This is a genomic window from Lysinibacillus sp. UBA5990 (assembly GCF_002429815.1).
Taxonomy (GTDB): Bacteria; Bacillota; Bacilli; order Bacillales_A; family Planococcaceae; genus Lysinibacillus; species Lysinibacillus fusiformis.
The window spans coordinates 868,685-889,263 of the sequence record NZ_DJAY01000015.1 but is presented as its reverse complement, the minus strand read 5'-3'; the positions used below and the strand labels follow the sequence as shown (position 1 = coordinate 889,263).

General features: G+C 38.7%; 21 protein-coding genes. 4 read left to right on the top strand and 17 right to left on the bottom strand.

What is annotated here, in order from left to right; translation table 11 throughout:
- Positions 1 to 35: 35 nt before the first annotated feature.
- The 4 genes from B3D94_RS16785 to B3D94_RS16770 form a co-directional block, all read right to left on the bottom strand.
- Entirely contained in the window at positions 36 to 1,586 is a 1,551-nt protein-coding gene (locus B3D94_RS16785; RefSeq protein ID WP_291758539.1) for a hydantoinase/oxoprolinase family protein, read from the bottom strand.
- The gene (locus B3D94_RS16780; RefSeq protein ID WP_069480956.1) at positions 1,579 to 2,682 is read right to left on the bottom strand and encodes a DUF917 domain-containing protein; all 1,104 of its coding nucleotides are present in this window, start codon (positions 2,680 to 2,682) and stop codon (positions 1,579 to 1,581) included. Before B3D94_RS16780 ends, B3D94_RS16785 begins: the two co-directional genes overlap by 8 nt.
- Positions 2,679 to 3,947 (bottom strand): cytosine permease, encoded by a 1,269-nt coding sequence (locus B3D94_RS16775; protein ID WP_291758536.1) that lies wholly within the window; start codon positions 3,945 to 3,947, stop codon positions 2,679 to 2,681. Before B3D94_RS16775 ends, B3D94_RS16780 begins: the two co-directional genes overlap by 4 nt.
- A 131-nt stretch (positions 3,948 to 4,078) precedes the next feature.
- Positions 4,079 to 5,659 carry a PucR family transcriptional regulator gene (locus tag B3D94_RS16770; RefSeq protein WP_254664251.1) on the bottom strand — a complete coding sequence of 527 codons (1,581 nt, stop codon included), beginning with the start codon at positions 5,657 to 5,659 and terminating at the stop codon, positions 4,079 to 4,081.
- Positions 5,660 to 5,835: 176 nt separating this feature from the next.
- On the opposite strand from B3D94_RS16770, the gene B3D94_RS16765 reads away from it, so the two are divergent.
- A complete protein-coding gene (locus B3D94_RS16765; protein WP_291758534.1) occupies positions 5,836 to 6,690 on the top strand; it encodes a pentapeptide repeat-containing protein in 855 nt (284 codons plus the stop codon).
- Positions 6,691 to 6,747: 57 nt separating this feature from the next.
- Here the strand turns inward: B3D94_RS16765 and B3D94_RS16760 are convergent, their stop codons facing one another.
- The 5 genes from B3D94_RS16760 to B3D94_RS16740 form a co-directional block, all read right to left on the bottom strand.
- Positions 6,748 to 8,463 carry an FTR1 family protein gene (locus B3D94_RS16760; protein WP_291758532.1) on the bottom strand — a complete coding sequence of 572 codons (1,716 nt, stop codon included), beginning with the start codon at positions 8,461 to 8,463 and terminating at the stop codon, positions 6,748 to 6,750.
- Entirely contained in the window at positions 8,438 to 9,697 is a 1,260-nt protein-coding gene (efeB, locus tag B3D94_RS16755) for an iron uptake transporter deferrochelatase/peroxidase subunit (protein ID WP_291758530.1), read from the bottom strand. Before efeB ends, B3D94_RS16760 begins: the two co-directional genes overlap by 26 nt.
- Before the next feature lie 6 nt (positions 9,698 to 9,703).
- The gene (efeO, locus tag B3D94_RS16750; protein ID WP_193831611.1) at positions 9,704 to 10,573 is read right to left on the bottom strand and encodes an iron uptake system protein EfeO; all 870 of its coding nucleotides are present in this window, start codon (positions 10,571 to 10,573) and stop codon (positions 9,704 to 9,706) included.
- A gap of 162 nt (positions 10,574 to 10,735) precedes the next feature.
- Entirely contained in the window at positions 10,736 to 11,938 is a 1,203-nt protein-coding gene (locus B3D94_RS16745; RefSeq protein ID WP_193831610.1) for an MFS transporter, read from the bottom strand.
- 13 nt (positions 11,939 to 11,951) lie between these two features.
- Positions 11,952 to 12,371: a MarR family winged helix-turn-helix transcriptional regulator gene (locus B3D94_RS16740; RefSeq protein WP_069480949.1), complete on the bottom strand. Its 420-nt coding sequence runs from the start codon at positions 12,369 to 12,371 to the stop codon at positions 11,952 to 11,954.
- A gap of 158 nt (positions 12,372 to 12,529) precedes the next feature.
- Here B3D94_RS16740 and B3D94_RS16735 point away from each other — a divergent pair, with 158 nt between their 5' ends.
- Positions 12,530 to 12,949, top strand: a complete 420-nt coding sequence (locus B3D94_RS16735) for a topoisomerase (protein WP_291758522.1) — start codon at positions 12,530 to 12,532, stop codon at positions 12,947 to 12,949.
- Between the two features lie 430 nt (positions 12,950 to 13,379).
- Here B3D94_RS16735 and B3D94_RS16730 read toward each other — a convergent pair whose 3' ends face one another.
- The 7 genes from B3D94_RS16730 to B3D94_RS16700 all read right to left on the bottom strand — a co-directional run bounded on the left by B3D94_RS16730 (position 13,380) and on the right by B3D94_RS16700 (position 18,192).
- A complete protein-coding gene (locus tag B3D94_RS16730; RefSeq protein ID WP_291758521.1) occupies positions 13,380 to 13,712 on the bottom strand; it encodes a DUF4288 domain-containing protein in 333 nt (110 codons plus the stop codon).
- A gap of 24 nt (positions 13,713 to 13,736) precedes the next feature.
- The gene (locus tag B3D94_RS16725; RefSeq protein WP_291758520.1) at positions 13,737 to 13,934 is read right to left on the bottom strand and encodes a hypothetical protein; all 198 of its coding nucleotides are present in this window, start codon (positions 13,932 to 13,934) and stop codon (positions 13,737 to 13,739) included.
- Between the two features lie 35 nt (positions 13,935 to 13,969).
- Entirely contained in the window at positions 13,970 to 14,278 is a 309-nt protein-coding gene (locus B3D94_RS16720) for a hypothetical protein (protein ID WP_291758519.1), read from the bottom strand.
- Positions 14,279 to 14,435: 157 nt separating this feature from the next.
- Positions 14,436 to 15,443: a FecCD family ABC transporter permease gene (locus B3D94_RS16715; RefSeq protein ID WP_069480947.1), complete on the bottom strand. Its 1,008-nt coding sequence runs from the start codon at positions 15,441 to 15,443 to the stop codon at positions 14,436 to 14,438.
- Positions 15,436 to 16,437: a FecCD family ABC transporter permease gene (locus B3D94_RS16710; RefSeq protein ID WP_069480946.1), complete on the bottom strand. Its 1,002-nt coding sequence runs from the start codon at positions 16,435 to 16,437 to the stop codon at positions 15,436 to 15,438. The genes B3D94_RS16715 and B3D94_RS16710 overlap by 8 nt, the downstream gene beginning before the upstream one ends.
- A gap of 23 nt (positions 16,438 to 16,460) precedes the next feature.
- Complete coding sequence (locus B3D94_RS16705) at positions 16,461 to 17,387, bottom strand: iron-hydroxamate ABC transporter substrate-binding protein (protein ID WP_069480945.1); 927 nt, start codon at positions 17,385 to 17,387, stop codon at positions 16,461 to 16,463.
- A 16-nt stretch (positions 17,388 to 17,403) separates the two neighbouring features.
- Entirely contained in the window at positions 17,404 to 18,192 is a 789-nt protein-coding gene (locus B3D94_RS16700) for an ABC transporter ATP-binding protein (protein ID WP_036125139.1), read from the bottom strand.
- A gap of 147 nt (positions 18,193 to 18,339) precedes the next feature.
- Here B3D94_RS16700 and B3D94_RS16695 point away from each other — a divergent pair, with 147 nt between their 5' ends.
- Positions 18,340 to 19,389, top strand: coding sequence for an NAD(P)/FAD-dependent oxidoreductase (locus tag B3D94_RS16695; RefSeq protein ID WP_291758513.1), 1,050 nt, complete (start codon positions 18,340 to 18,342; stop codon positions 19,387 to 19,389).
- Between the two features lie 51 nt (positions 19,390 to 19,440).
- On the opposite strand, the gene B3D94_RS16690 is transcribed toward B3D94_RS16695, so the two are convergent.
- Positions 19,441 to 19,686 carry a hypothetical protein gene (locus tag B3D94_RS16690; protein ID WP_036225075.1) on the bottom strand — a complete coding sequence of 82 codons (246 nt, stop codon included), beginning with the start codon at positions 19,684 to 19,686 and terminating at the stop codon, positions 19,441 to 19,443.
- A gap of 181 nt (positions 19,687 to 19,867) precedes the next feature.
- On the opposite strand from B3D94_RS16690, the gene B3D94_RS16685 reads away from it, so the two are divergent.
- Entirely contained in the window at positions 19,868 to 20,575 is a 708-nt protein-coding gene (locus B3D94_RS16685; RefSeq protein WP_291758510.1) for a class I SAM-dependent methyltransferase, read from the top strand.
- Positions 20,576 to 20,579: the final 4 nt, after the last annotated feature.

Here is a 20,579-nt window from a genome sequence, read left to right as displayed (position 1 = left end):
TAAAAAAGAAGAGCCCTCTTTAGGACTCTTCTTCGCTAAATCATTTTCCCTACTACTTTTACTTTTAATCTTGTTGCGTTTTCTGGATGATAGGCTAATGGTGTTTCTTCCACTTCAACCAATTCAATTGTTTCCGCAAGGGCACCTGCTAATACAGCTTGTTTTACTGCTTTATTTTGTGCGTCTTCTAAAGATTCCTCACGAGGTTCTTTGGAATAAATATAAATTTGCTCGTATTGTCCACTAATTTGTGCAATGGATGCTCCAATGGCGTTTGCCACACCGCCGTATTCCGATTTGACAATCGTTGAAACACCTTGAATTTTTTCTGGCACAATAATACTACCCCCGCCCACTAAAACAAGCGATACATCCTCTGACGATGTTTTCATTTTATCAATGGCCTGTTCTAGTAACGAAGAAATTTCTTCTTGAACGGCTTTAGCAAATGCTTCATCAATATGTGCCACTAAATTTGGATCTCCTACTTCTGCAAGACCTAAACGGACGGCAATATCTGTTGTTGTCATAGTCGACCCACCAAAAACTAATGCCTCTTCACTAATTTTATAGCCGACACTATCTGGACCAACGGTAATTTTATTATCCTTCACTCGAACGATACTACCGCCACCTAGTCCGACTGAAATAATGTCAGGCATTCTAAAGTTAGTGCGGATGTCCCCTACCTCCACCGCGACTGAAGATTCTCGGGGGAATCCATCTTGTAACACGCCAATATCCGAAGTCGTACCACCTACATCTAATACCATTGTATTTTGAATTTGTGATAAATACGAAGCACCTCGAATACTATTTGTTGGCCCACAAGCTATCGTCAAGATTGGGAATTGCTTCGCATAGTCGATGGACATTAATGTACCGTCATTCTGACATAGGTACACTTCTACATTAAAAATGCCTTCCGCTTGAAGGGCCTGAATAAAGCCATGTGTTGTCGTCTCAATGACCTTGCATAGAGCTGCGTTTAGAATCGTGGCATTTTCACGTTCAATTAAGCCTACAGAGCCAATTAACGATGAGCAAGAAACCGGGAAATCTTCACCATAGATTGCTTGAATCCAGTCACGAACCTGCAATTCTTGATCATTTTTAATAGATGAAAAGACACCTACAATAGCAATTGATTCTACTTGGTCACGCCATTCTTCTAAGAGCTTTGTAATCTCTTCCTGATCAAGCGCACTCAATAACTGGCCATCGTATTCATAGCCTCCATGTGTGATTGCATAATTTCCTGATAATTTATCAATCATATCGGATGGCCAAGCTGTATAAGGTAGAACTGAGGCTGTAGCTGGATAGCCCAGTCGAATAACACCAACCCTTGCTAGTTTTTTACGTTCAACAATGGCATTGGTACATTGTGTTGTCCCTAGCATGGCATGTGTAATTTTCGTTTTATCAATGTTTGCCCCCTGTAATAATTGCTGTAATGATTGTTCAATACCTGATTTAATATCTAAACTTGTCGGTGACTTCACACTATAAATAAGCTGACTATTATGATCTAAAAGTATGGCATCTGTATTTGTTCCGCCTACGTCAATTCCAATTTTATACATGTTCAGCTACCCCCTTTTTCACCAATTCTTCAATTGGCACGAAATCATAATCATAACCAAAGTATTTTGGTCCTGCTGTTTCTATCCCTTTTGCTGTGCGCCATTTTTCATGTGATGGTAAGCCAATGACGCGCACACGTTTGCCGTATTTTAAACTTTCTGTCGTCACAGGCAATAATGTTTCATAATCGACTAAACAAATCAGATCTGGTGTCATCGCTACAACTTGATCGTTCTTCTCTGCCAATAAGTTTTCATTTTGGAAATGCACCTTCATCTGATCATCTTTATAGCCATCAATTCCTTCTAGAAGCATTTTCCCTAAGTTAAAGCCGCCCTTCGTTTCACGAATCACATCGACAATTTTCCCTTGAAATAGCTCGTACCCTGCAATAAGCTTTAAAAGGCTTGCTAGCTTATCGTTCACCTCTTGATCTTTAGAGGCAATAATTTCACCAATTTTTTCTGAAAGTGTCACAATATGATGCACACCACTTTTCTTAATTTGAGCACCGGTTGTTGGATACAAGCTCACTAAAGAGCTAGCTCCCATCTCAACAGTTGCAGAGCGAGCGATACGCTCTGTCCATTTATTATCAATCGTTTCAAAAATGCCGATATTGCCCTTTTCATCTGTGATGGCCATAGGTGTGGCCGAAATGCCATCTAAGTTAAACGTCACCATTTGCAACTCTGGGAATGCGCGCCCCATACCATCGCAATCAATCAAAGGTAAACCTAGCTGTGCAGCTACCACAATCGGAATCATCGAATTGACCCCACCCGCTTCCATCGGGTATGTACCAGCAATTTTATCCTTACCCAAATACTGCGCAAGCTTTTGGAAAACTTTTACGAACTCGTCGCCACGAGGAAATTTTTCAACTAAAACCGATGGTGCTCCCATCATAGCTGCGGGAATGAAAAAATCCTCATCATCAATTTCATCCACGGAATACAACCGAACAGGGCCATTTTTTTCAATGGCAGAAAGCGCCATTAATTTCCCGATATATGGATCTCCGCCACCCCCAGTTCCTAAAAATGCTGCACCTATAGCTATATGTTCAATAGCCGCTTGATCTAAATATCTCATCTATGTTCCTCCAATATGACAGTTTTTTGTACGGATACACGATACCCAATATAATAAATAACAAATGAAATAATAATGCCGATCATTGGTTGATTAGGTAATGTCGGCAATTTAGGAAATAAGGAGAATACAACGGGCATACAGGCAATCACTGCCCCTACTAGCCAAGAAAACACCCCTAAGCGATTAACACCTTCCACCTCAACCCAGCTTTCTTTACGACCTTTATGGATGACCCAATAGGAAGCAATCATGACTCCTGCAACAGGTGGAATCATCGCGGATAGAATGGACATAATCGGTGTGAAGTAATTTAAAATCCCTACGACTGCTAAAATAGTACCAATTGTCCCAGCAACAAAAATTGCCATTCTCTCTTTGTTTTTAGCTACGTCAAATACATTAATTAAGGCAATACCGCCTGAAATCGCATTGACCAAATTGGTTTTCCAAGTGGCTAAAATCAAGCCAACCCCGCCGATAAATGGTGTAGCAATATGCAAAAAGACTGCGGTAATGTCACTTGTTTGATATGCAATTGTTAAAATAGCACCTACGCCAATCATTAGCACGCCAGCAGGAATAATTCCTAACGTAGCAGCCTTGAAAACATCTGAACGTTTTTTGGAAAATTGAGAATAATCACCCGCTATAACTGCCCCTAATGCGAATGAACCAATTGTCACAGCTAACCCATCCATAAAGTTCATATTTCCTTGTGGTTGGTAAGCACGAATAAACTCAAGCTGATCCCCAGTTAATGTTTGAACTAAACCATATACGCAAATAATGACTAATAATGGGACAGCAATATAGCTTAATGTACGTAATACTTTCATGCCATAAATAGCAGATACAACCATGACCATACCACTTATGAACGATGCTAGAGGAACTGGTATATTCAAGTGATAGATTGCTAGCAAATTCGCTAAGGCAACCCCACAAACATTAGCCTGAATACCAAACCACCCTAAGCAAGCGATAGCTAGGATAATAGATAAAATAGTGCGAGAGCCCTTTTTACCGAACACTTGCCCAGCGACATGGACAGTCGGCTTACCTAAATCACTACTTTGCATTCCTTGTAATATCATAATGAATACGACGATTGCGTAGCCTACAAATGCTACGGCCAGTGCCTTCGATAAACTCATACTTGTAACGAGTGCATTTCCTACTAATAAACTTGGAATACATATCATGGCACCAGCCCAAATAATCCCTAAGCTATACCACGATTGAACATTGTTGTCATTTCTCAAGTGACTCCCTCCTTATACTTGGGTGATGGATGAATGTTTTTAATTATAAAGAAAGCATAGAAGGGAGTCTTTTGCGTAAATAAAAAAAATAATCTGAAATTTTGTTCAAAACGACAAAATTCCAGATTATTCTAATCGTTAATTAATCGATAGAGCATGCAAGCCATATACACATCATAAAATTCGGCGTAAATGGTCACATCTGTGCCAATCAGCTCACTAATTTTTTTGATACGATATTTCACCGTATTTTTATGAATATAAAGTAGCTCTGCACAGCGCTCCACACTTGCATTTGCATCTAATAAAAAGGTAACCAATGTCTGTAATGTATCATGATCATGTAAAATGGGTTCAATGACTGATAAATATTCCTCAATCATTTCTTCCCCCTGCTTACTTACATCAATAGCTCGTTTCATGGAACGAACCTCAGCTGCCGTAAACAATTTTCGCATGGGGTATATCGTGTGGGCTTTATCCCCTACCTGATTGACCAACTGATACATCTGACGAACAGCCTTCGTGTTTTTCATTTTTGGTGCATAGACGATTTCTGCGATTTGTCCAGCGTAATTGGTAGTTTCATTATATTCAGCAGTAATTTCAAACTCATGGTGCTTATATAGGCAATTCCCAAGTAACACAATCATACAATGGTCAATACATTGAATGACTCTTGTTTGATAGTACTTAGACAGCTGCTCTTCTAACTCATCTCGAATCCTTTTTTCATCTGCTAAATCATGCATATATACTAGCCACATCATTTGAATAGCAGAAACATCAATATGAAGGAGATTGGCTAATCTTCTCATTTTTTCACTTTCATCATTAATGATTGCTTTGACTAAGGCATATTCGCTGACCTCATCATGCTTGTCTCCCCATAAATTAATCGCGACTTGGACAACCTCACTCACCTTTTCAATTGTCTTGGCAGGTAAATCGGTATTTTCCTTTATAAGGAATAAAAAGAGAGGCTCCCCATTTTTTTGATGCACTCTTTTATAGTCAATCACACATGAGATGTCACTTCGTTTTAACTCGAATTTACCTGTTTCACGATAAACTTGTGATTGTGAGCATTCATGGATAGCGTGGACCACATCTAATGATGAGTTTCTTGGCCACATGACTTGATTGATAATATCCAAATGACTATTGGTTAGCAGAATATTGGCTTTCAAACGATCTGAAAGCATTTTCAATGTAATTTCAACACTTCTTAAATGCTCAGGCAATAAGGATACCTTCTCTAATGTTTCCTTGACAAAATGGTCATTGACACCCTGGTTACTAACAATCGCTTCCATAACCTCATAAATCACCTCATTATATCGGAGGGAATAATCATTCTTTGGCATACAGATAATAATAAACCCTTGAGATTCAGCTAAGGCGAGAACTTCCTCTGGTATATGTGGCAACACGATACCAACATAATATAAGATAAGGCCCAGCTCTCCTAAATCGTGTAAATGCTGAATTGTTTCACATTGCTGTTCTACACTATCTCGAATGGAATAAAAAGAGCTAATCACCAGCTCTTCTGCATACCATTCCTCTTGCACACGATTAATAATTTTCGAATAAAAATCAACATTCGATACTTCTAAAACGGATAAAGAAGAGACCGTACGATGCAGATTATCTCGACCTGTTAAAACCTCTGCCCCGCGAAAGGAAGGCAATTGCAATAAATCCTTCACCGTTACCCCATGTTCAACCACCACTACTTTTCTAAATTTTCTATACAACGTCTTGTGAAGAAGAATACCATAATCGCACCTGTCTTTCAAAATATGGTTATCTTCATATTTCATAAGCTAGCATGTACGTGCTAAACTAATAACTAAGTTTATGAGGTAAGAGAGGGAAAAAGAGGATGTCTAAACTAACAAATAGAGACACATCGTTTGGCACGACAATCCGAGAAAGCTTACAGGCAGATTGCCAAAGCTGTTTTGGGTTATGTTGTACAGCATTAAATATAGTCGCTTCCAGTGATTTTGCCATGGATAAACCAGCAGGTAAGCCATGCTCCAATTTAAAGGAGGACTATAGCTGCCAAATCCATAGCATGCTAAGAAAAAGCGGCTATAAAGGCTGTACTGTTTTTGATTGCTTAGGTGCGGGTCAGCAAGTTTCCCAAGTGACATTTAAAGGGCAAGATTGGCGCCAATCACGAGAACATGCTGACAAGATGTTTCAAGTGTTTCCAATTATGGAGCAGCTGTATGAAATGATTGCTTATGTAGCTGAAGCTCTATCCTATCAAGTTGACAATGCGCTCCATGAGCAGCTCCTCGTACAATTAGAGCAGCTACAGCAGGCAACGGAGCTTGACGCAAATGGTTTATTGGCACTGGACATGGTTGCTATTCGTATGCCGGTAAATGCACTCCTTTTAAAAACTAGCGAACAAATGCGACAGCGTCTAGTAAAGGGGAAAACTTCTCCCAAAATAAATCAGCGTGGTGCTGATTGGATGGGTAAAAATTTAAAGGGGAAAGATTTGCGAGCTACTGATTTAAGAGGTGGCTATTTAATTGCTGCCAATTTACAAGGAGCCAATTTACAAGGGGTAGATTTCATTGGGGCCGATATGCGTGATACGAATTTACGCGGTGCAGATTTATCGACAAGTTTATTTTTAACACAAATGCAAATCAATGCCGCACAAGGTGACAACACTACGAAACTACCCTCATATATTAACCGTCCAGCTCATTGGCAATAAAAAAGGATGCCTCCATAGAGACATCCTTTTCCGGCCATAGACGTTTGCTAAAGAAACTTAGGCCTGCTTCTTTTTATAAATGATCGTTGCCACGATCAATGCTAGTAAAATCGCTTGCCCAATCATAGTTTCTACGGTTGGATAAAAACCAATCATGCTTATGACAGGTAAGCCATCGACAATCGTGGTAGAAATCTTATTTGTTAGCTGCAATGTATGCAGACTGACACCGATTATTTTAAAGGCTAATATATAAATGAGCCATGTTGCGACAGCAAAGAATTTATGAATAGGAATTTTGCCACTAGCCTTAAACAACACAATGGCAAGCACGGCAAGGATAATGAGTGCCACGACAATCCCAAGGATAAATTGAGAAGTCGCCATTTTCGGTGCAATACCCGCGTAAAAGACAAGCGTTTCTGCCCCTTCTCGGAAAACGGATAAGAAGCTAATCGCTGCCATAGCAAAAATAGAGCCACTTGAAATGGCATTGCCCATTTGCTTCGAAATATAGCGATTCCAACTGACCACACTCGATTTACTATGCAGCCAAATACCTACACCAATCATCATCGCTGCAGCCAGTAAGCCTACATAGCCTTCCATTAATTCACGATTCGTATCAATTGTAGCCGAATTTAAAATCGTTGACATAAGAACTGCGGCAACGGCTGACAACAGAACGCCCACAAACGCTCCAATATAAATCCATTTACGCATTTTCTTCTGCCCTGATTTATTAAGAAATGACACAAGAGCTAATATAATGAGTAAAGCCTCTAGCCCTTCTCGAAGTAATATTAACGCTGCATCCCAAACTGTATAATCTGAATCACCTTGAATCAACTCTATTTCGGTACGGAATGTATTTAATTTTTTCGTAATAGCCTCTTGATCGACAGAGGATTTTAATAAATCACTTGCGATAATGGGCATATCACTTTCAATTTTTGTATAAAGGCTACCATTACGAGTTGAGATTTCTATTTCAACTCGTGGCCAAATCGTAATAAACTCCCGAACCTTATTAGATGCTGCTTTATAATCACCATCACTTACAAAGTCCAATGCCTCATCAATATAAGCAATTAATGTAGCTAATGAATAGTCCCCTTCTACCGCTTCAGCTGTTTCTTTACCCGCTACAAAATCTGCAATCGTTTGTTGTAAATCTGCAAATTGAGTTTTCATTAAAGCGATATCCGGCTCTTCCGCAGAAATAGAGATTCGTAGAAATGCCATCTGTGTTTCGATTTGCCCATACATGGCAATACTTTGCTCACGTACAGGTCGCTCGCTTTTATTCCATTTGAGATTAAAATCCTTGTAGGCTTCATCAATAGCCTGAACATCGCCACTAGCTAAAGCTTTTTCAAAGTCTGCCAAAATAGGCTTCATCTTTTGCCCAAACTCTGCTCGCTGTGCAGCCTCATCTACTGGATTTTCCAGTTTTTCTAGAGCTCGTAATGCATTCGACAATGCAGAAAGTGCCTCTAAACGGTCATCCTTTGACTTGGCCTCTGTTGCTTGCGCAAGGATCTCATCAACCTTTGCTTTCGCTTCTTTTTGTTCAGAAGAAACCTTAGCCCAGTCTGTAGCAAATTGTCCTAGTGCCTGTTTTGCCTCTGCCTCTTTATCCTGCTTCGTATTCATCAATGCGTCACTAATCGCAATATATAAATGACTATAGGATTGGGCAGCTTGTGCAGGTAAAGCTAAAGTTAGAACTAAAGCAATCACGATACTACAGCGCGTTAAAAAGTGCTTCACCTAAATAACTCCCCTTTTGTACACCAGGGAAGCAAGCAAACACTGCACTGCCTCGATGGGTAATATACTCATTCATTTTATCCATACGCCCTAAGCTATTTTGAATCGTCGTAAATTGGGCTGGGTCTTTTTGAAATGAAATAAAGATAAGCCCCGCATCATGAGTGCCTGTATTTGACATTACACCTGATGCATAGGAATAAGATCTACGCAAAATACGAGCTCCTGATTTACGGGCTAAATGAACATGTGATGTATCAGGCATAATATAATTCCCTTTATCATCCTTCGCCTCTACATCAAAATCATCAAATTCCTTTGTTTTACCCATCGGTGCCCCACTATCACGGTAACGACCAAATGTAGCCTCTTGATCTTTTAAAGATGTACGATCCCATGTCTCAAGATGCATTTGAACTTTACGCGCAACTAAATAAGAGCCTCCTTTTAGCCAGCCTTTATCCACCCAAACAACCTTTTTTAAATCCTTCTCATCTGTAATGGAGGGGTTCACCGTACCGTCCTTGAACGCAAAGAGATTTCGAGGGGTACCACCACCTGCTGGAAACGAGTTAAAGCCAGCCTGTGACCATTTAATCTCCACTTTCCCTGACGCTGCACGCACTAAATTGCGGACTGCATGGAATGCCACCTGCGGATCATCTGCACAGGCTTGAATACATAGATCACCACCTGTATATTCTTTCAGTAGCTGATCCTTTGGGAAATGTGGTAAATCCTTTAATTCCACTGGCTTTAAATGCTGCATACCAAGCTTATCGAATAAGGAAGCTCCAACACCAATAGTAATTGATAAATTGGCAGCATCTAAGCCCTCTGCCTCACCTGTATCACCTGTCGGTACTCTCGTATTCGACGATACATCAGCCATTACTTCACCATTCATTAAGCGCACAACAAGAGGTGTCCATTGCTGGAACAACTCTTGCAGTTCCTTCTTAGATGTCACTAACACATCCAAAGAAGCAAAATAAATATTCGTTTGTACTGGTGTTACAATACCTGACTGATGGCTACCGTAGAAATTGACCTTATTGCTCGCAGTGGAACTGTCAGCAACAGGCTCAAAAACATCATAGCCCATTGCTTTCATCACGCCACCTAAACCAGATGCACCGATGGCAACACCTGCCACCCCAATGCCAGTCAGTTTCAACATATCACGTCTAGAGATTTTTTTATTCATCCATTTTTCTTCATTTGACGCTGTCATTTATGTTCACTCCAAAATGATTCCCATTTGACTTAATGGTTCTCCAAGCTGATTTACCGCTGCCGCAAGCGCTTTTGTATGGTCCTCAGTTAATTCCTCGTAGGAAACATAGCCACCATTAGCAGTTGCATGCTGTGCTAATAAATCATCCACCGCTTTGAATTTTTCATCAAGTGTTGTGACTAATGTTGAATCTTTCGCTTCTAATTTTGAACGTAAAATTTCAAAGATTTTTTCAGCACCTTCAATATTCGCTTTAAAATCATACAGGTCTGTATGTGAATAAATTTCTTCTTCACCTGTAATTTTAGATGTTGACACTTCATTTAATAAATCAACAGCACCTGTAATCATTAAATCAGGAGTCACTTCAACTGTTTGTACGAGGGCATGTAATTCCTTGGCATCTGCAAGTAGCTGGTCAGCCACAGTCTCATAGCCTTTAGTTGTATTTTCTTCCCATAGCGCATGCTCAAGCTTATGATAGCCTGACCATTCTTCTTCGCCTTTTCCTTCTTCCTGTATATCAGCTAAACGACCATCAATACGGGGATCTAGGTCGCCAAAGCTTTCCGCAATTGGTTCAGAACGTTCAAAATACATACGCGCTGGTGCATACGCAGCTTTTGCTCCTTCAATATCGCCAGCCTTAACAAGATTCACGAATTTCTCTGTTTCTAGTAAAAATTGATCCATTTGCTCTAATGCAAATTGTTGATAGGCTGATAGTTCAGAAGATAAATCAACCTCTTGTGCAACTTTGTCTGTTTGCTCTGTTTCAGACTTATCTTCTTTTTTTGTATCTTCTGTATTACCACAGCCAGCCATTAGAATACCTCCTGCTACTAATACTGACAATAATGATTTGTTTTTCATACTTCGTACCTACTCCCGATTTTGTTTTATATTGTGATGATAATGATTATCATCCTCTAATGCAAGATAATTTTTTTTAAAAAGAAAAAAACGTCATTTTTAAGTTGTTTTCTACGAACAACTAGAAAAAAGACGTTTTTTCTACAATATAATGATTCTAATCTACAAAATTTTTGATTGTTTCAATTTTTCATGTTTACCATGTAAGAAATAATAAAGCACAATAGATAATAAAATGACAAAGACCATCGCAAAGAATATGGCTCTGTAGCCCGCAGATGGAACAAATAATCCTAAGAAATAAGGCCCGACACCCAATCCTAAATCATAAAAAATGAAGTAAGTAGATGTCGCAAGTCCTAAACGTTCATTCGGAGTTACTTTAATAGCAATAGCCTGTGCAACAGAGTTAAAGTTACCATAGCCAATACCGATACAAGCTGCAGCAATTAAAAATGCAATCGTTGTTGACGCTGAACTAAATGCATACATACCTATAGCAAAAATCACCAAACATGGATAAATGATAATATTAGCGCCTCTTGTATCCAGTAATTTCCCTGTAAATGGACGTGTAGCTAAAATGACGATAGCATAGATAATGAAGAAGTAACTGCCTGCTGATACTAAATCAAGCTCCTTCGCATAAAAGGTCATAAAGGACATGACGCCCGAATACGCAAAACCGATGACTAGTGCAACAAAAGCAATCGGAACAGCGCGCAATTCAATGAAGTTCGTCACCTTAAAGCCAGCCTTCGCTGCCGCATCCTTCGCCTTCTTCGGTGCATCTGGCACTGTTACGATAAAATACATGAAAAAGCAGATAATAGCTAAAACTGAATCTACAGCAAAAATCATGCGGTAATCCTCAAACAGCTGCGTTAATAAAATACCGACAAATGGTCCAATTGCTGTGGCTAAAATGGCACTTAAGCTATAATAACCAATCCCTTCCCCGCGTCGCTCAGGGGGTAAAATCTGTGCAATAATCGTTCCCGTTGCTGTACTTGCTACCCCAAGGGCAATCCCCTGTACTAAACGATTCAGCATAAGTAAAGGTAAATTCCCTGCTATAAAATAGGACATCGTTGACAGCATAAATAAAAGCAATCCACAAAATAATGTCTTCTTACTTCCCCAATCCCCAATAATACGGCCCGTCCCAAGACGCCCTAATAATGTCCCGATAATAAAAATACTCGAAACAAGACCGGCTGTACTTGTAGATGCATTAAAATGTTCCACTGCATAAGCAGCAATCGTAACCATTAATAAATAAAAGATTAACGTAATGGTAAAATTAATGAGTGAGACAATTAAAAAGTCCTTTGTCCATAGTTTCTTTCTTGTTGTTACTTCCACGTTACTCGCTCTCCTATTGATTAATATTCATACAAATTCTTTCAAAAACCTGTGTCGCTATTTCAATATCTCGTTGAGGTACACCTGCCAGTGCATGCTCAAAAAATGGCTTCAAGTGTGCTTTAATCTCCTGCACAAGCTCTTCCCCATGCGCCGATAAATGGACAAGCTTTTCCCGCTTATCCTTGCCCGCCATCGTTTCTACATAGCCAAGCTCCACAAGTTTATGTACAAGCTTCGTCACACTCGGCTTCTCAATAGACATAAAATTCGCAATATCAACAAAGGAATGCGGACCTTTATCCTTTAAAAAACGAAGTACTGCCCACTGTGAGCTATATAACTGATACGGTTCAAGTTGCACATTCAACTTATTGATAAATGGTCTATACATTAAACGATACTGATTAAAAAACTCCTGCTCAATTGTCACAAGATCACTTCCTCTTTATATTAGTTAGCCTAGCTAACTATATACCTAAAATCTTTATTTGTCTAGTCGGGATTTCACATCTACAAAATAAGGATGTTTTGGGTGCATTTGTTATTTTTTTGTAACACTTGAATTAAGTGAGGATTCTATAAAATACTTTGGAAGAAGAAAGAAAAATATTGAAAAAGGGTATAATTTCGGGCATGGTATTTATGTCAATTTTATTAGTTGGCTGTAATGGAGAAGAGAAAGGAGGACAAGGAGTAGAAAGCGAGCAGGAAGCAGTAGTTGCTCCGACAAATGAGGAAAACGCTGAATTAACGTTATTATCAGAATTAAAAAATGAAATAATCAGATCTATTACAGAACAAACGGAACTTGATAGTGAGTCAATAGCAATCATGCTAGATGGTAACCCCTCTAAAGAAATGACCATTTCAGTAAGTTTCCCCAAGAATGTAAAAGTGGATGATTCAGTGATTCAACCTTTAATTGAAGATTCCATTAAGCATGTTACTGAAACCGAAAACATAACAATTAACGAAGAAAATATAACCATAACAATTGAGACATACTAACGGAAGTGTTAGCGACATATGAGATTAGTAGTACCTCCGTTTTAAAAAGATAGTTAAAAAAGTATACTAGTCATAGTGAATTGAAAGAGTATATGAAGGTTGATACAACAGATTATATTTAATTTTATATACTTGGGGTGAAAAGAAATACATACAGCGTGAGATTCAAGAAGTATCTGCTGTTTAGTTTCAATTAGAAATGATTGATGAAATGGAAACGGAGTAGCATTTGGTTTTGCTACTCCGTTTTTATTTCATCAATCTTATATTTTTATTAGAAAAAGAAGATCTGGAAAAAGAAATAGAATGGTAATTTAAACTAATTTTTTACGTGATAGAATTATTTGGAAGAGAGTAGGAATCTACTCTCTTTAACTGTATCATTGTTTATTCTTGATTAAAATTCTATTCTATAGCACAAAACTGTTTCTTACTTGTCAAGGTAATATAATTTTATGACTTCATCTGCAGTAATAGGTTCATCAAATGGTAAAAAGCGGCTGTAAACTTCTTTGAAATTAATATTCCCTTCGAATTCATCAATAATCTCAAATGTATCCAAAATTTTGACCAGACTCCACGTAGTTTGTCCACCATCTGCATTTTCGTAAGTATTATCAACAAAATGTCTATGAATTTTCGTTTCTATTTCATTGTGACTTGCAGCCTCTATTAATATGATTGTTTCTTCGAATGTTTTAGATGAATAAGTGTTTGGTGTTACAGTAGATTCTAATAATAATTTTACTGAATAGATACTCATAGTTTATCTCCCTAAATTATTCATTCATTTTTTAAAGTGATTATCATTTAACAGTTTTTTTGCCGTTCTTGCACGTGCATTAGCCGCTTTAGCGTCTTTTTCAATTTCGTTAAGGGTTTTGTCATAATATTCGCCTGAAAATTCGCTTTTAATAGTCTCTTTTCTATTCTTAGATTTTTTTACGGATTGTAGAAATAAAAAATACAACAGGCGTTCTCTCATATGATACATCCCCTGCACAATTGACAATGATGACCTCAAAAGGCAAGGTAGAGGGAATGACCGATCCATTTCTTCAACTTTTGTCGACAAAGAAAAATGGTGTCCATTTGGTGAGTATAGCCGAAGTTATTCTTAGTTTGAAAATCAAGGAGAAAATGATAGGGGGCAGGTAGGTCTATCTCAAGCCATTCTGCATCAATACACTGTTCGTCTGCGTGTCCAGCCTTTAAACGTCTTAAGTTTTCATCAAAATTCGAATACTCACTGTGAGAGATTGAGAGTCTTCGAACAATAGCTTCTAGTGTCTTTTGTGTCTCCGATGTTCGACGTGCTAATAGAATCATTTATTCACCTCCTGCCTTGATTATATAAAAAAAGAACCTCAACAAATGAGGTTCCTAAAAACTTGCCATATATATTTTGAAAAATAAATCTTTCATTCATTTCACTAGTTCAAAAGCCTTTGCTTTCGAGCATCCATTAACTAATGCTATCACTTTTCTATACATTTTTCCGTAATAAATATAAAAAGTAAGGTGCGCCAATAAAGGCAACAATGATACCCGCTGGTACAGTTGCAGTAGCAATGGCAACACGACCAATAGTATCAGACAGCATTAATAGGCTTGCGCCAATGAATAATGTCAATGGTAAAAAGAATTGGTAGCGTGGTCCGACAAGCTGTTTGGCAATATGAGGTGCCATCAACCCTATAAAGGCAATTCCACCTGTTACAGAAACAGCTGCTGCTGCTAGTGCCACAGCCACGATTAATAAGCGTAACCGCTCGCGCCCTATATTCATCCCAAGACCTACGGCTGTTTGCTCCGTCATCGCCAAGACATTTAAGACATTGGATTTATAGAAAATATACGGAATCCCCACGACAAGCCAAGGCACTAAAGCCCAGAAAAATGGCCAATCCGTACCCCAAACACTTCCTGCAAGCCATTGGGAAATAAATTGCACATCACTACGCTCTGCTGAGGAAATTAATACCATCATAACCCCAGATAAAGCAGAGGCTACCCCTACCCCAATTAAAATCAGTTGGACGGGTTGCACCCCTTTATTGCGTTGATAAGAGAAAAAGTAAATGCAAAGGGCAGTAAAAAGAGCACTACAAAATCCTACAACTGGCAATATATAAGCAAAGTGTGGGAGATCTCCATTTACAAGTAAGTAAAAGACTGTAATCCCGACACCTGCTCCTGCATTAATACCAATGATCCCTGGATCTGCTAAATCATTGCGTGTAACCCCTTGTAGGACTGCACCTGCTAAAGCTAATGCCATCCCTGCCGCTGCTAATACCAACATTCTTGGTAAGCGAACTGAGAATAATACGAAGGATTCTTTAAAACTACCATCGCCTAGCAAAGTTGGGAGAATGCGATCAAACGAAACTGAGGCTGGTCCTAAAGAAATGCCTAAAACAAAAATGAATAACGTGACAACAAGCCAAGTAAAAAGCCATTTTCGCTGTTTTTTGCGACCTTCTTTAAACAAATTGGCGTCCTCCCTTCCTTACTAATAGTAGGAAGAATGGTAGACCAAGAATCGAAACAATCGCTACAACTGGCGTTTCAAATGGTGCATTAATCATGCGTCCTGCAAAATCAGCCGTCACCATAAACCAGCCGCCAATTATTGCGCTCATCGGTAAGACAAAACGATAGTCTGTCCCTACAAACGCACGAACAATATGGGGTACCATTAAGCCAATAAATGCTAGATTTCCAACAAGAGCTACGGCAGAGCCTGCTAAAATAACGACAGCAAACATCATAATACCTTTAATCAATGTTGTATTTTGTCCAACACCTACCGCAACTTCTTCATTTAAACTTAAAATCGTTAATTGACGACTAAAAGCAAATGACAATAGGAGACCTATGACAATAACAGGAACGATCAATAACGCCTGCCATGTCGTGCCTATGAACCCGCCACTTGTCCACATCGAAACATCCTTGGAAATTTGAAATAAAATGCCCGTGCCTTCAGCAACCGCTTGTAATAAAGCAGTAACCGCTGCACCAGCTAAAACAAGTCTCAATGGAGAGAAGCCTTTCTTAGTAGAGGCACCGATCCCATAAACGATCATCATACCAATTCCAGCTCCAATAAAGCAGGCTAAAATTAATGTATAATAGGAAAATTTCGGGATAAATGCCATCGTTAAAGCAAGGGCAGCATTTGCCCCTGCTGTTAAACCAAGTAGCCCTGGATCAGCTAATGGATTGCGTGTAACCCCCTGCATAATCGCTCCCGCAACTGCGAGTGCACTGCCAACAAAAATAGCAGCAATGATACGAGGAAATCGAATTTCACGTAAAATCGTGTAATGCTTACCACCACTTTGTCCGACAATTGCTTGATAGACATCTTGAATGCTCGTATTCGCTGCACCTAAGCACAGTGAGATACAGGCTGTGCCGATTAATACGATCAATGCAAGCAATACCTGAAGCCAAAATGGTAACTGTCGAAACTTTGTCATTTGCCTTCGCTACTCTCTACTAATTATTGTAAAAATTTCTCTTCAAAGAACTTCAGTTGATGTTCTAACGTGATCGGGTCATTGAAATAAAAGGCATTTGCATTCACTTCAAATAAATGACCATTTTTCACTGCTTCTAAATCTTTAAACCATGCTGCGTCTGTAAATGAGTTATCTTGGTCTTGGAACATACTGAAAATCACATAATCCCCTGCATAATCCCCTAAAACTTCTTGAGAAATCGCATAGTAGCCAGGCTCTAAAGCTGTTTCTTTAACTTTTTCAGGCATTTTCAAGCCCATTTCCTGATATAAAATCTCTGTTCCGCGACCCCAGTTATCGCCATAAATATAAAATTGTTTATTAAAGTTTTCTGCCACTGTGACAGTTGCATCTTCACCGATTTTTTCTTTAATTTTTTTACCTGATTCTGCTGCACGTGCTTTAAAATCTTCTACCCATGCCGTTGCTTCTTTTTCTTTATTTACAACTTTACCGATTTCAATAAATTGTTGTAGATAATCTACTTTCCCATACGTAAATAATACAGTTGGAGCGATTTCTGATAATTTATCAGCATTTTCTATACCATTTAAACCAATAATTAAGTCTGGCTCTAGCTCAAGAATTTTTTCAATATCAGTATTTTCTACAACTACTGCATCTTTAATAGCATCTTCAAAGTTTGGATTTTTTGCTGCCCATGCATCTACACCGACAACATCTACATCAAGCTGTAATAAATCCCCTACAAATGAAGATAACACGACTACACGTTTAGGGTTTGCTGGTACTTCAATAGGACCTGCTTCAGATTGATAAGTAATTGTTTCTGCTGAAGTTGCTTCTTTCGAGCCTTCATCAGCCTTTTCTGTTTTCTCTTCTTTATTGCCGCACGCCGCAAGTACGAGTACGAGCATCATAAACATTGGTAATAACCACTTCTTCATTGTCTTTCATTCTCCTTTAAACGGTTTGTAATAAGTTATATGTAATGCACATTGGTTTGTTTGTTCGGGGATCTTGGCCAATTACAGCATCAATATTAAACACTTTTTTTAATACTTCTGGAACCATGACTTCCTCAGCTGTTCCAAATTTAACAAGCTCTCCTTGTGACAGTGCCACAATATAATCAGAAAAACGTGCGGCTTGATTTAAATCATGGAGTACCATAACAATCGTACGCCCTTGTTCTTCATTGAGCTTATAGAGTAATTCTAAAACCTCTAATTGATGTGCCATGTCTAAATAGGTTGTCGGCTCATCTAAAAATATAATGTCGGTTTCTTGGGCTAAGGACATTGCAATCCACACTCGTTGACGCTGTCCACCTGATAAAGCATCTACAGATTGCAAGCGGAAGTCTTCTGTTTTTGTAACTTGTAAAGCCCAGTCAATGACCTCTTTATCTTTCTGTGATAAATTGCCAAAGCCCTTTTGATAGGGAAATCGACCGTAGGATACAAGCTCTTCCACTGTTAAACCATGTGCACTTTCTGGGCTTTGCGGTAAAATGGCAAGTTCTTTCGCCAATTCTTTCGTGTTCATCTTGGATATATTTTGACCATCCAGAATGACCTGTCCACTCTCATGCTTTAAAATACGTGTAATGGCCTTTAATAAGGTAGACTTTCCGCAACCATTTGAACCAATAATCGTTGTGATTTTGCCATCTGGAATTTGCAGCGATAAGTCATGCACAATCGTTTTATTCTCATAACCAACACGAATCGATTCTACTTCTAAACGCAATTTGGACCCTCTCTTTCTTTTTACTTCATTCCATGCTATTATAGGCACTGTTAAAAATGATAATCATTATCACTAAAATTAGTCTAGTTTTATGATAAGATTTTGTCAATTACTTTTTTACTATTAATTAAGGATGTGGCAATAACAATGCAACATGTGTATGATGTGACAATTATTGGCGGAGGCCCTGCCGGCTTGTATAGCGCCTTTTATAGTGGTTTACGAGGATTAAAAACAAAGTTAATAGAGAGCCAATCTCAACTTGGTGGAAAAGTATTACTTTATCCTGAAAAGCTTATTTGGGATATAGGAGGTCACCCCCCTATTTTAGGCGAGAAATTTGTTAAACAATTGATCCAGCAAGCTAAAACATTTGACCCTACTATCCTAACAAATACAAAAGTAGATTTTATTGAACGACAAGAAAGTCTATTTATTGTACATACAGCAACTGGTGAAAAGCATTATTCAAAAACAGTTATACTAGCGGTTGGTGGAGGTATTATTAATCCTCAGAAACTAACGCTGGAAGGTGCTGAGAAGTATGAAATGTCCAATTTACACTATACCGTTCAATCCTATAAACGTTTTGTGAATAGGGATATCCTTATTTCCGGGGGCGGCAATGCGGCCATTGATTGGGCTGTCGAACTGAGCCCCATTGCTAAAAGTGTGACAGTGGTTTACCGTAAAGATACATTATCAGCGCATGAGGCAACCGTAAAAGAAGCCCTTGATGCTGGGGTCCTTATTGAATGTAATACGACGATTACAAAGCTTTTAGCGAATGATGATAAAACGGCTATCCAATTAGTGAGATGTGAAAACTCAAAAACAAAAGAAAGCTACACTCGTCAAATTGATGAGGTCATCATTAGTCATGGCTATAATTGTGAAGCGTCCCTCACGTTTGATGAAGCGATTTCGATTCCTAAAAAGGATGATTATTATTTCGAAGGCAAAGCAACAGGTGAAACAGTACAGCCTGGTATTTTTGCGGCAGGAGATATTTTATCATTTGAAGGAAAAATTAATTTACTGCTTGGGACATTCCAGGATGCAGCCAATGCGGTCAACTCTATTAAAACTTATTTAGAGCCAACTGCTTATCGCCATGGAATGGTGTCCTCTCATAATGAACTATTTAAAGAGAAAAACCGCTCCATTATCGAAAAAGAACTTGTCCCATCCCATTAATCATAATAGAAACCCTCTTAAAGAAAGCATTCTTAAGAGGGTTTCTTTCTTTTATCTGAATAAACTTAATAGTGCCCCCATCTGTCTTAACATATTTACGCCATTCGTAATCGTTCCAGCATGACCCATAATTGTATTTAGATGATCTGGCAACCTCCCTCCTATTCTAGGACCTTGAAATTGCTGATTGGGTGGATAGTTAGGTTGCATCGCTCTACCTCGAAATGGAGGACCAAAAGTTCCCATATTGTTTGAAGGATAGACTCCTCTTCTATAATTCGGCTGAAAATGTGGCATTTATACACCTCCTATCTAAAAGCTCTTCCCTAGTATATGTGCGTCTTTTATGAAGGAATTAGACGTATGAAGAAGTATCAAAAATTATCTATTTTTGTCCTATAAAAAATAGGGATTTCTAGCTTTTTACCATATGTAAGGGAACCATACTAGTTTTCTTTTCATACTATATAAAAAGAAGGTGGTTTTCATTCAAAATTCTAATTATCTCCAATTTTTAGCGAAATTTGGTGTTGGTGGTGCCCATCCTGGGGGCATTAATCTATCAAAGGAAATCATGAAGAATGAGAGTATTCTGCCCGCCTCTCATATTTTAGATGTTGGCTGTGGTACAGGACAAACAGCTGCCTTTTTGGCCTCCCATTATGCAACAAATGTAACGGGTATCGATATCAATCCCATCATGATAGAAAAGGCACGTCACCGCATGAAAAAAGCAAGTTTATCAGTCAATATCATTCAAGGCTCGATTGAGGAAACATCTTTATCCAATGAAGCATTTGACTTTGTACTTGCTGAATCAGTTCTTGCCTTTGTAAATAAACAACGTGCATTGCAAGAGATTTTCCGTTTATTGAAAAAAGGTGGACGCTTGATTGCCATTGAATTTACCATCCCTATGCTACTTTCCACGCAGCTGGCAGACGACATCCAACAATTTTACGGATTCGATGCTCTCCTCACGAAAAAGGATTGGGTTGCTTTATTCCAAGAGACAGGGTTTCAAGATATTCGCATACAAAAAAACAAGGATATCTCATCCAAGCCAGAATTCCACATTTCTAAGGATATTGAATCCACATTGTATGATGTCATGGATCAGCATATTAGGATGAACGAAAAATACGATACTATTTTAGATTATCGCATCTATACATGTACAAAATAATCGT

What these genes read in the sequence shown, in the direction of transcription:
- B3D94_RS16785 (WP_291758539.1), bottom strand. Translation starts at nt 1,586, where the DNA reads ATGTATAAAATTGGAATTGACGTAGGCGGAACAAATACAGATGCCATA.
- B3D94_RS16780 (WP_069480956.1), bottom strand. Translation starts at nt 2,682, where the DNA reads ATGAGATATTTAGATCAAGCGGCTATTGAACATATAGCTATAGGTGCA.
- B3D94_RS16765 (WP_291758534.1), top strand. Translation starts at nt 5,836, where the DNA reads ATGTCTAAACTAACAAATAGAGACACATCGTTTGGCACGACAATCCGA.
- efeB (WP_291758530.1), bottom strand. Translation starts at nt 9,697, where the DNA reads ATGACAGCGTCAAATGAAGAAAAATGGATGAATAAAAAAATCTCTAGA.
- efeO (WP_193831611.1), bottom strand. Translation starts at nt 10,573, where the DNA reads ATGAAAAACAAATCATTATTGTCAGTATTAGTAGCAGGAGGTATTCTA.
- B3D94_RS16730 (WP_291758521.1), bottom strand. Translation starts at nt 13,712, where the DNA reads ATGAGTATCTATTCAGTAAAATTATTATTAGAATCTACTGTAACACCA.
- B3D94_RS16725 (WP_291758520.1), bottom strand. Translation starts at nt 13,934, where the DNA reads ATGAGAGAACGCCTGTTGTATTTTTTATTTCTACAATCCGTAAAAAAA.
- B3D94_RS16720 (WP_291758519.1), bottom strand. Translation starts at nt 14,278, where the DNA reads ATGATTCTATTAGCACGTCGAACATCGGAGACACAAAAGACACTAGAA.
- B3D94_RS16710 (WP_069480946.1), bottom strand. Translation starts at nt 16,437, where the DNA reads ATGACAAAGTTTCGACAGTTACCATTTTGGCTTCAGGTATTGCTTGCA.
- B3D94_RS16705 (WP_069480945.1), bottom strand. Translation starts at nt 17,387, where the DNA reads ATGAAGAAGTGGTTATTACCAATGTTTATGATGCTCGTACTCGTACTT.
- B3D94_RS16695 (WP_291758513.1), top strand. Translation starts at nt 18,340, where the DNA reads ATGCAACATGTGTATGATGTGACAATTATTGGCGGAGGCCCTGCCGGC.
- B3D94_RS16690 (WP_036225075.1), bottom strand. Translation starts at nt 19,686, where the DNA reads ATGCCACATTTTCAGCCGAATTATAGAAGAGGAGTCTATCCTTCAAAC.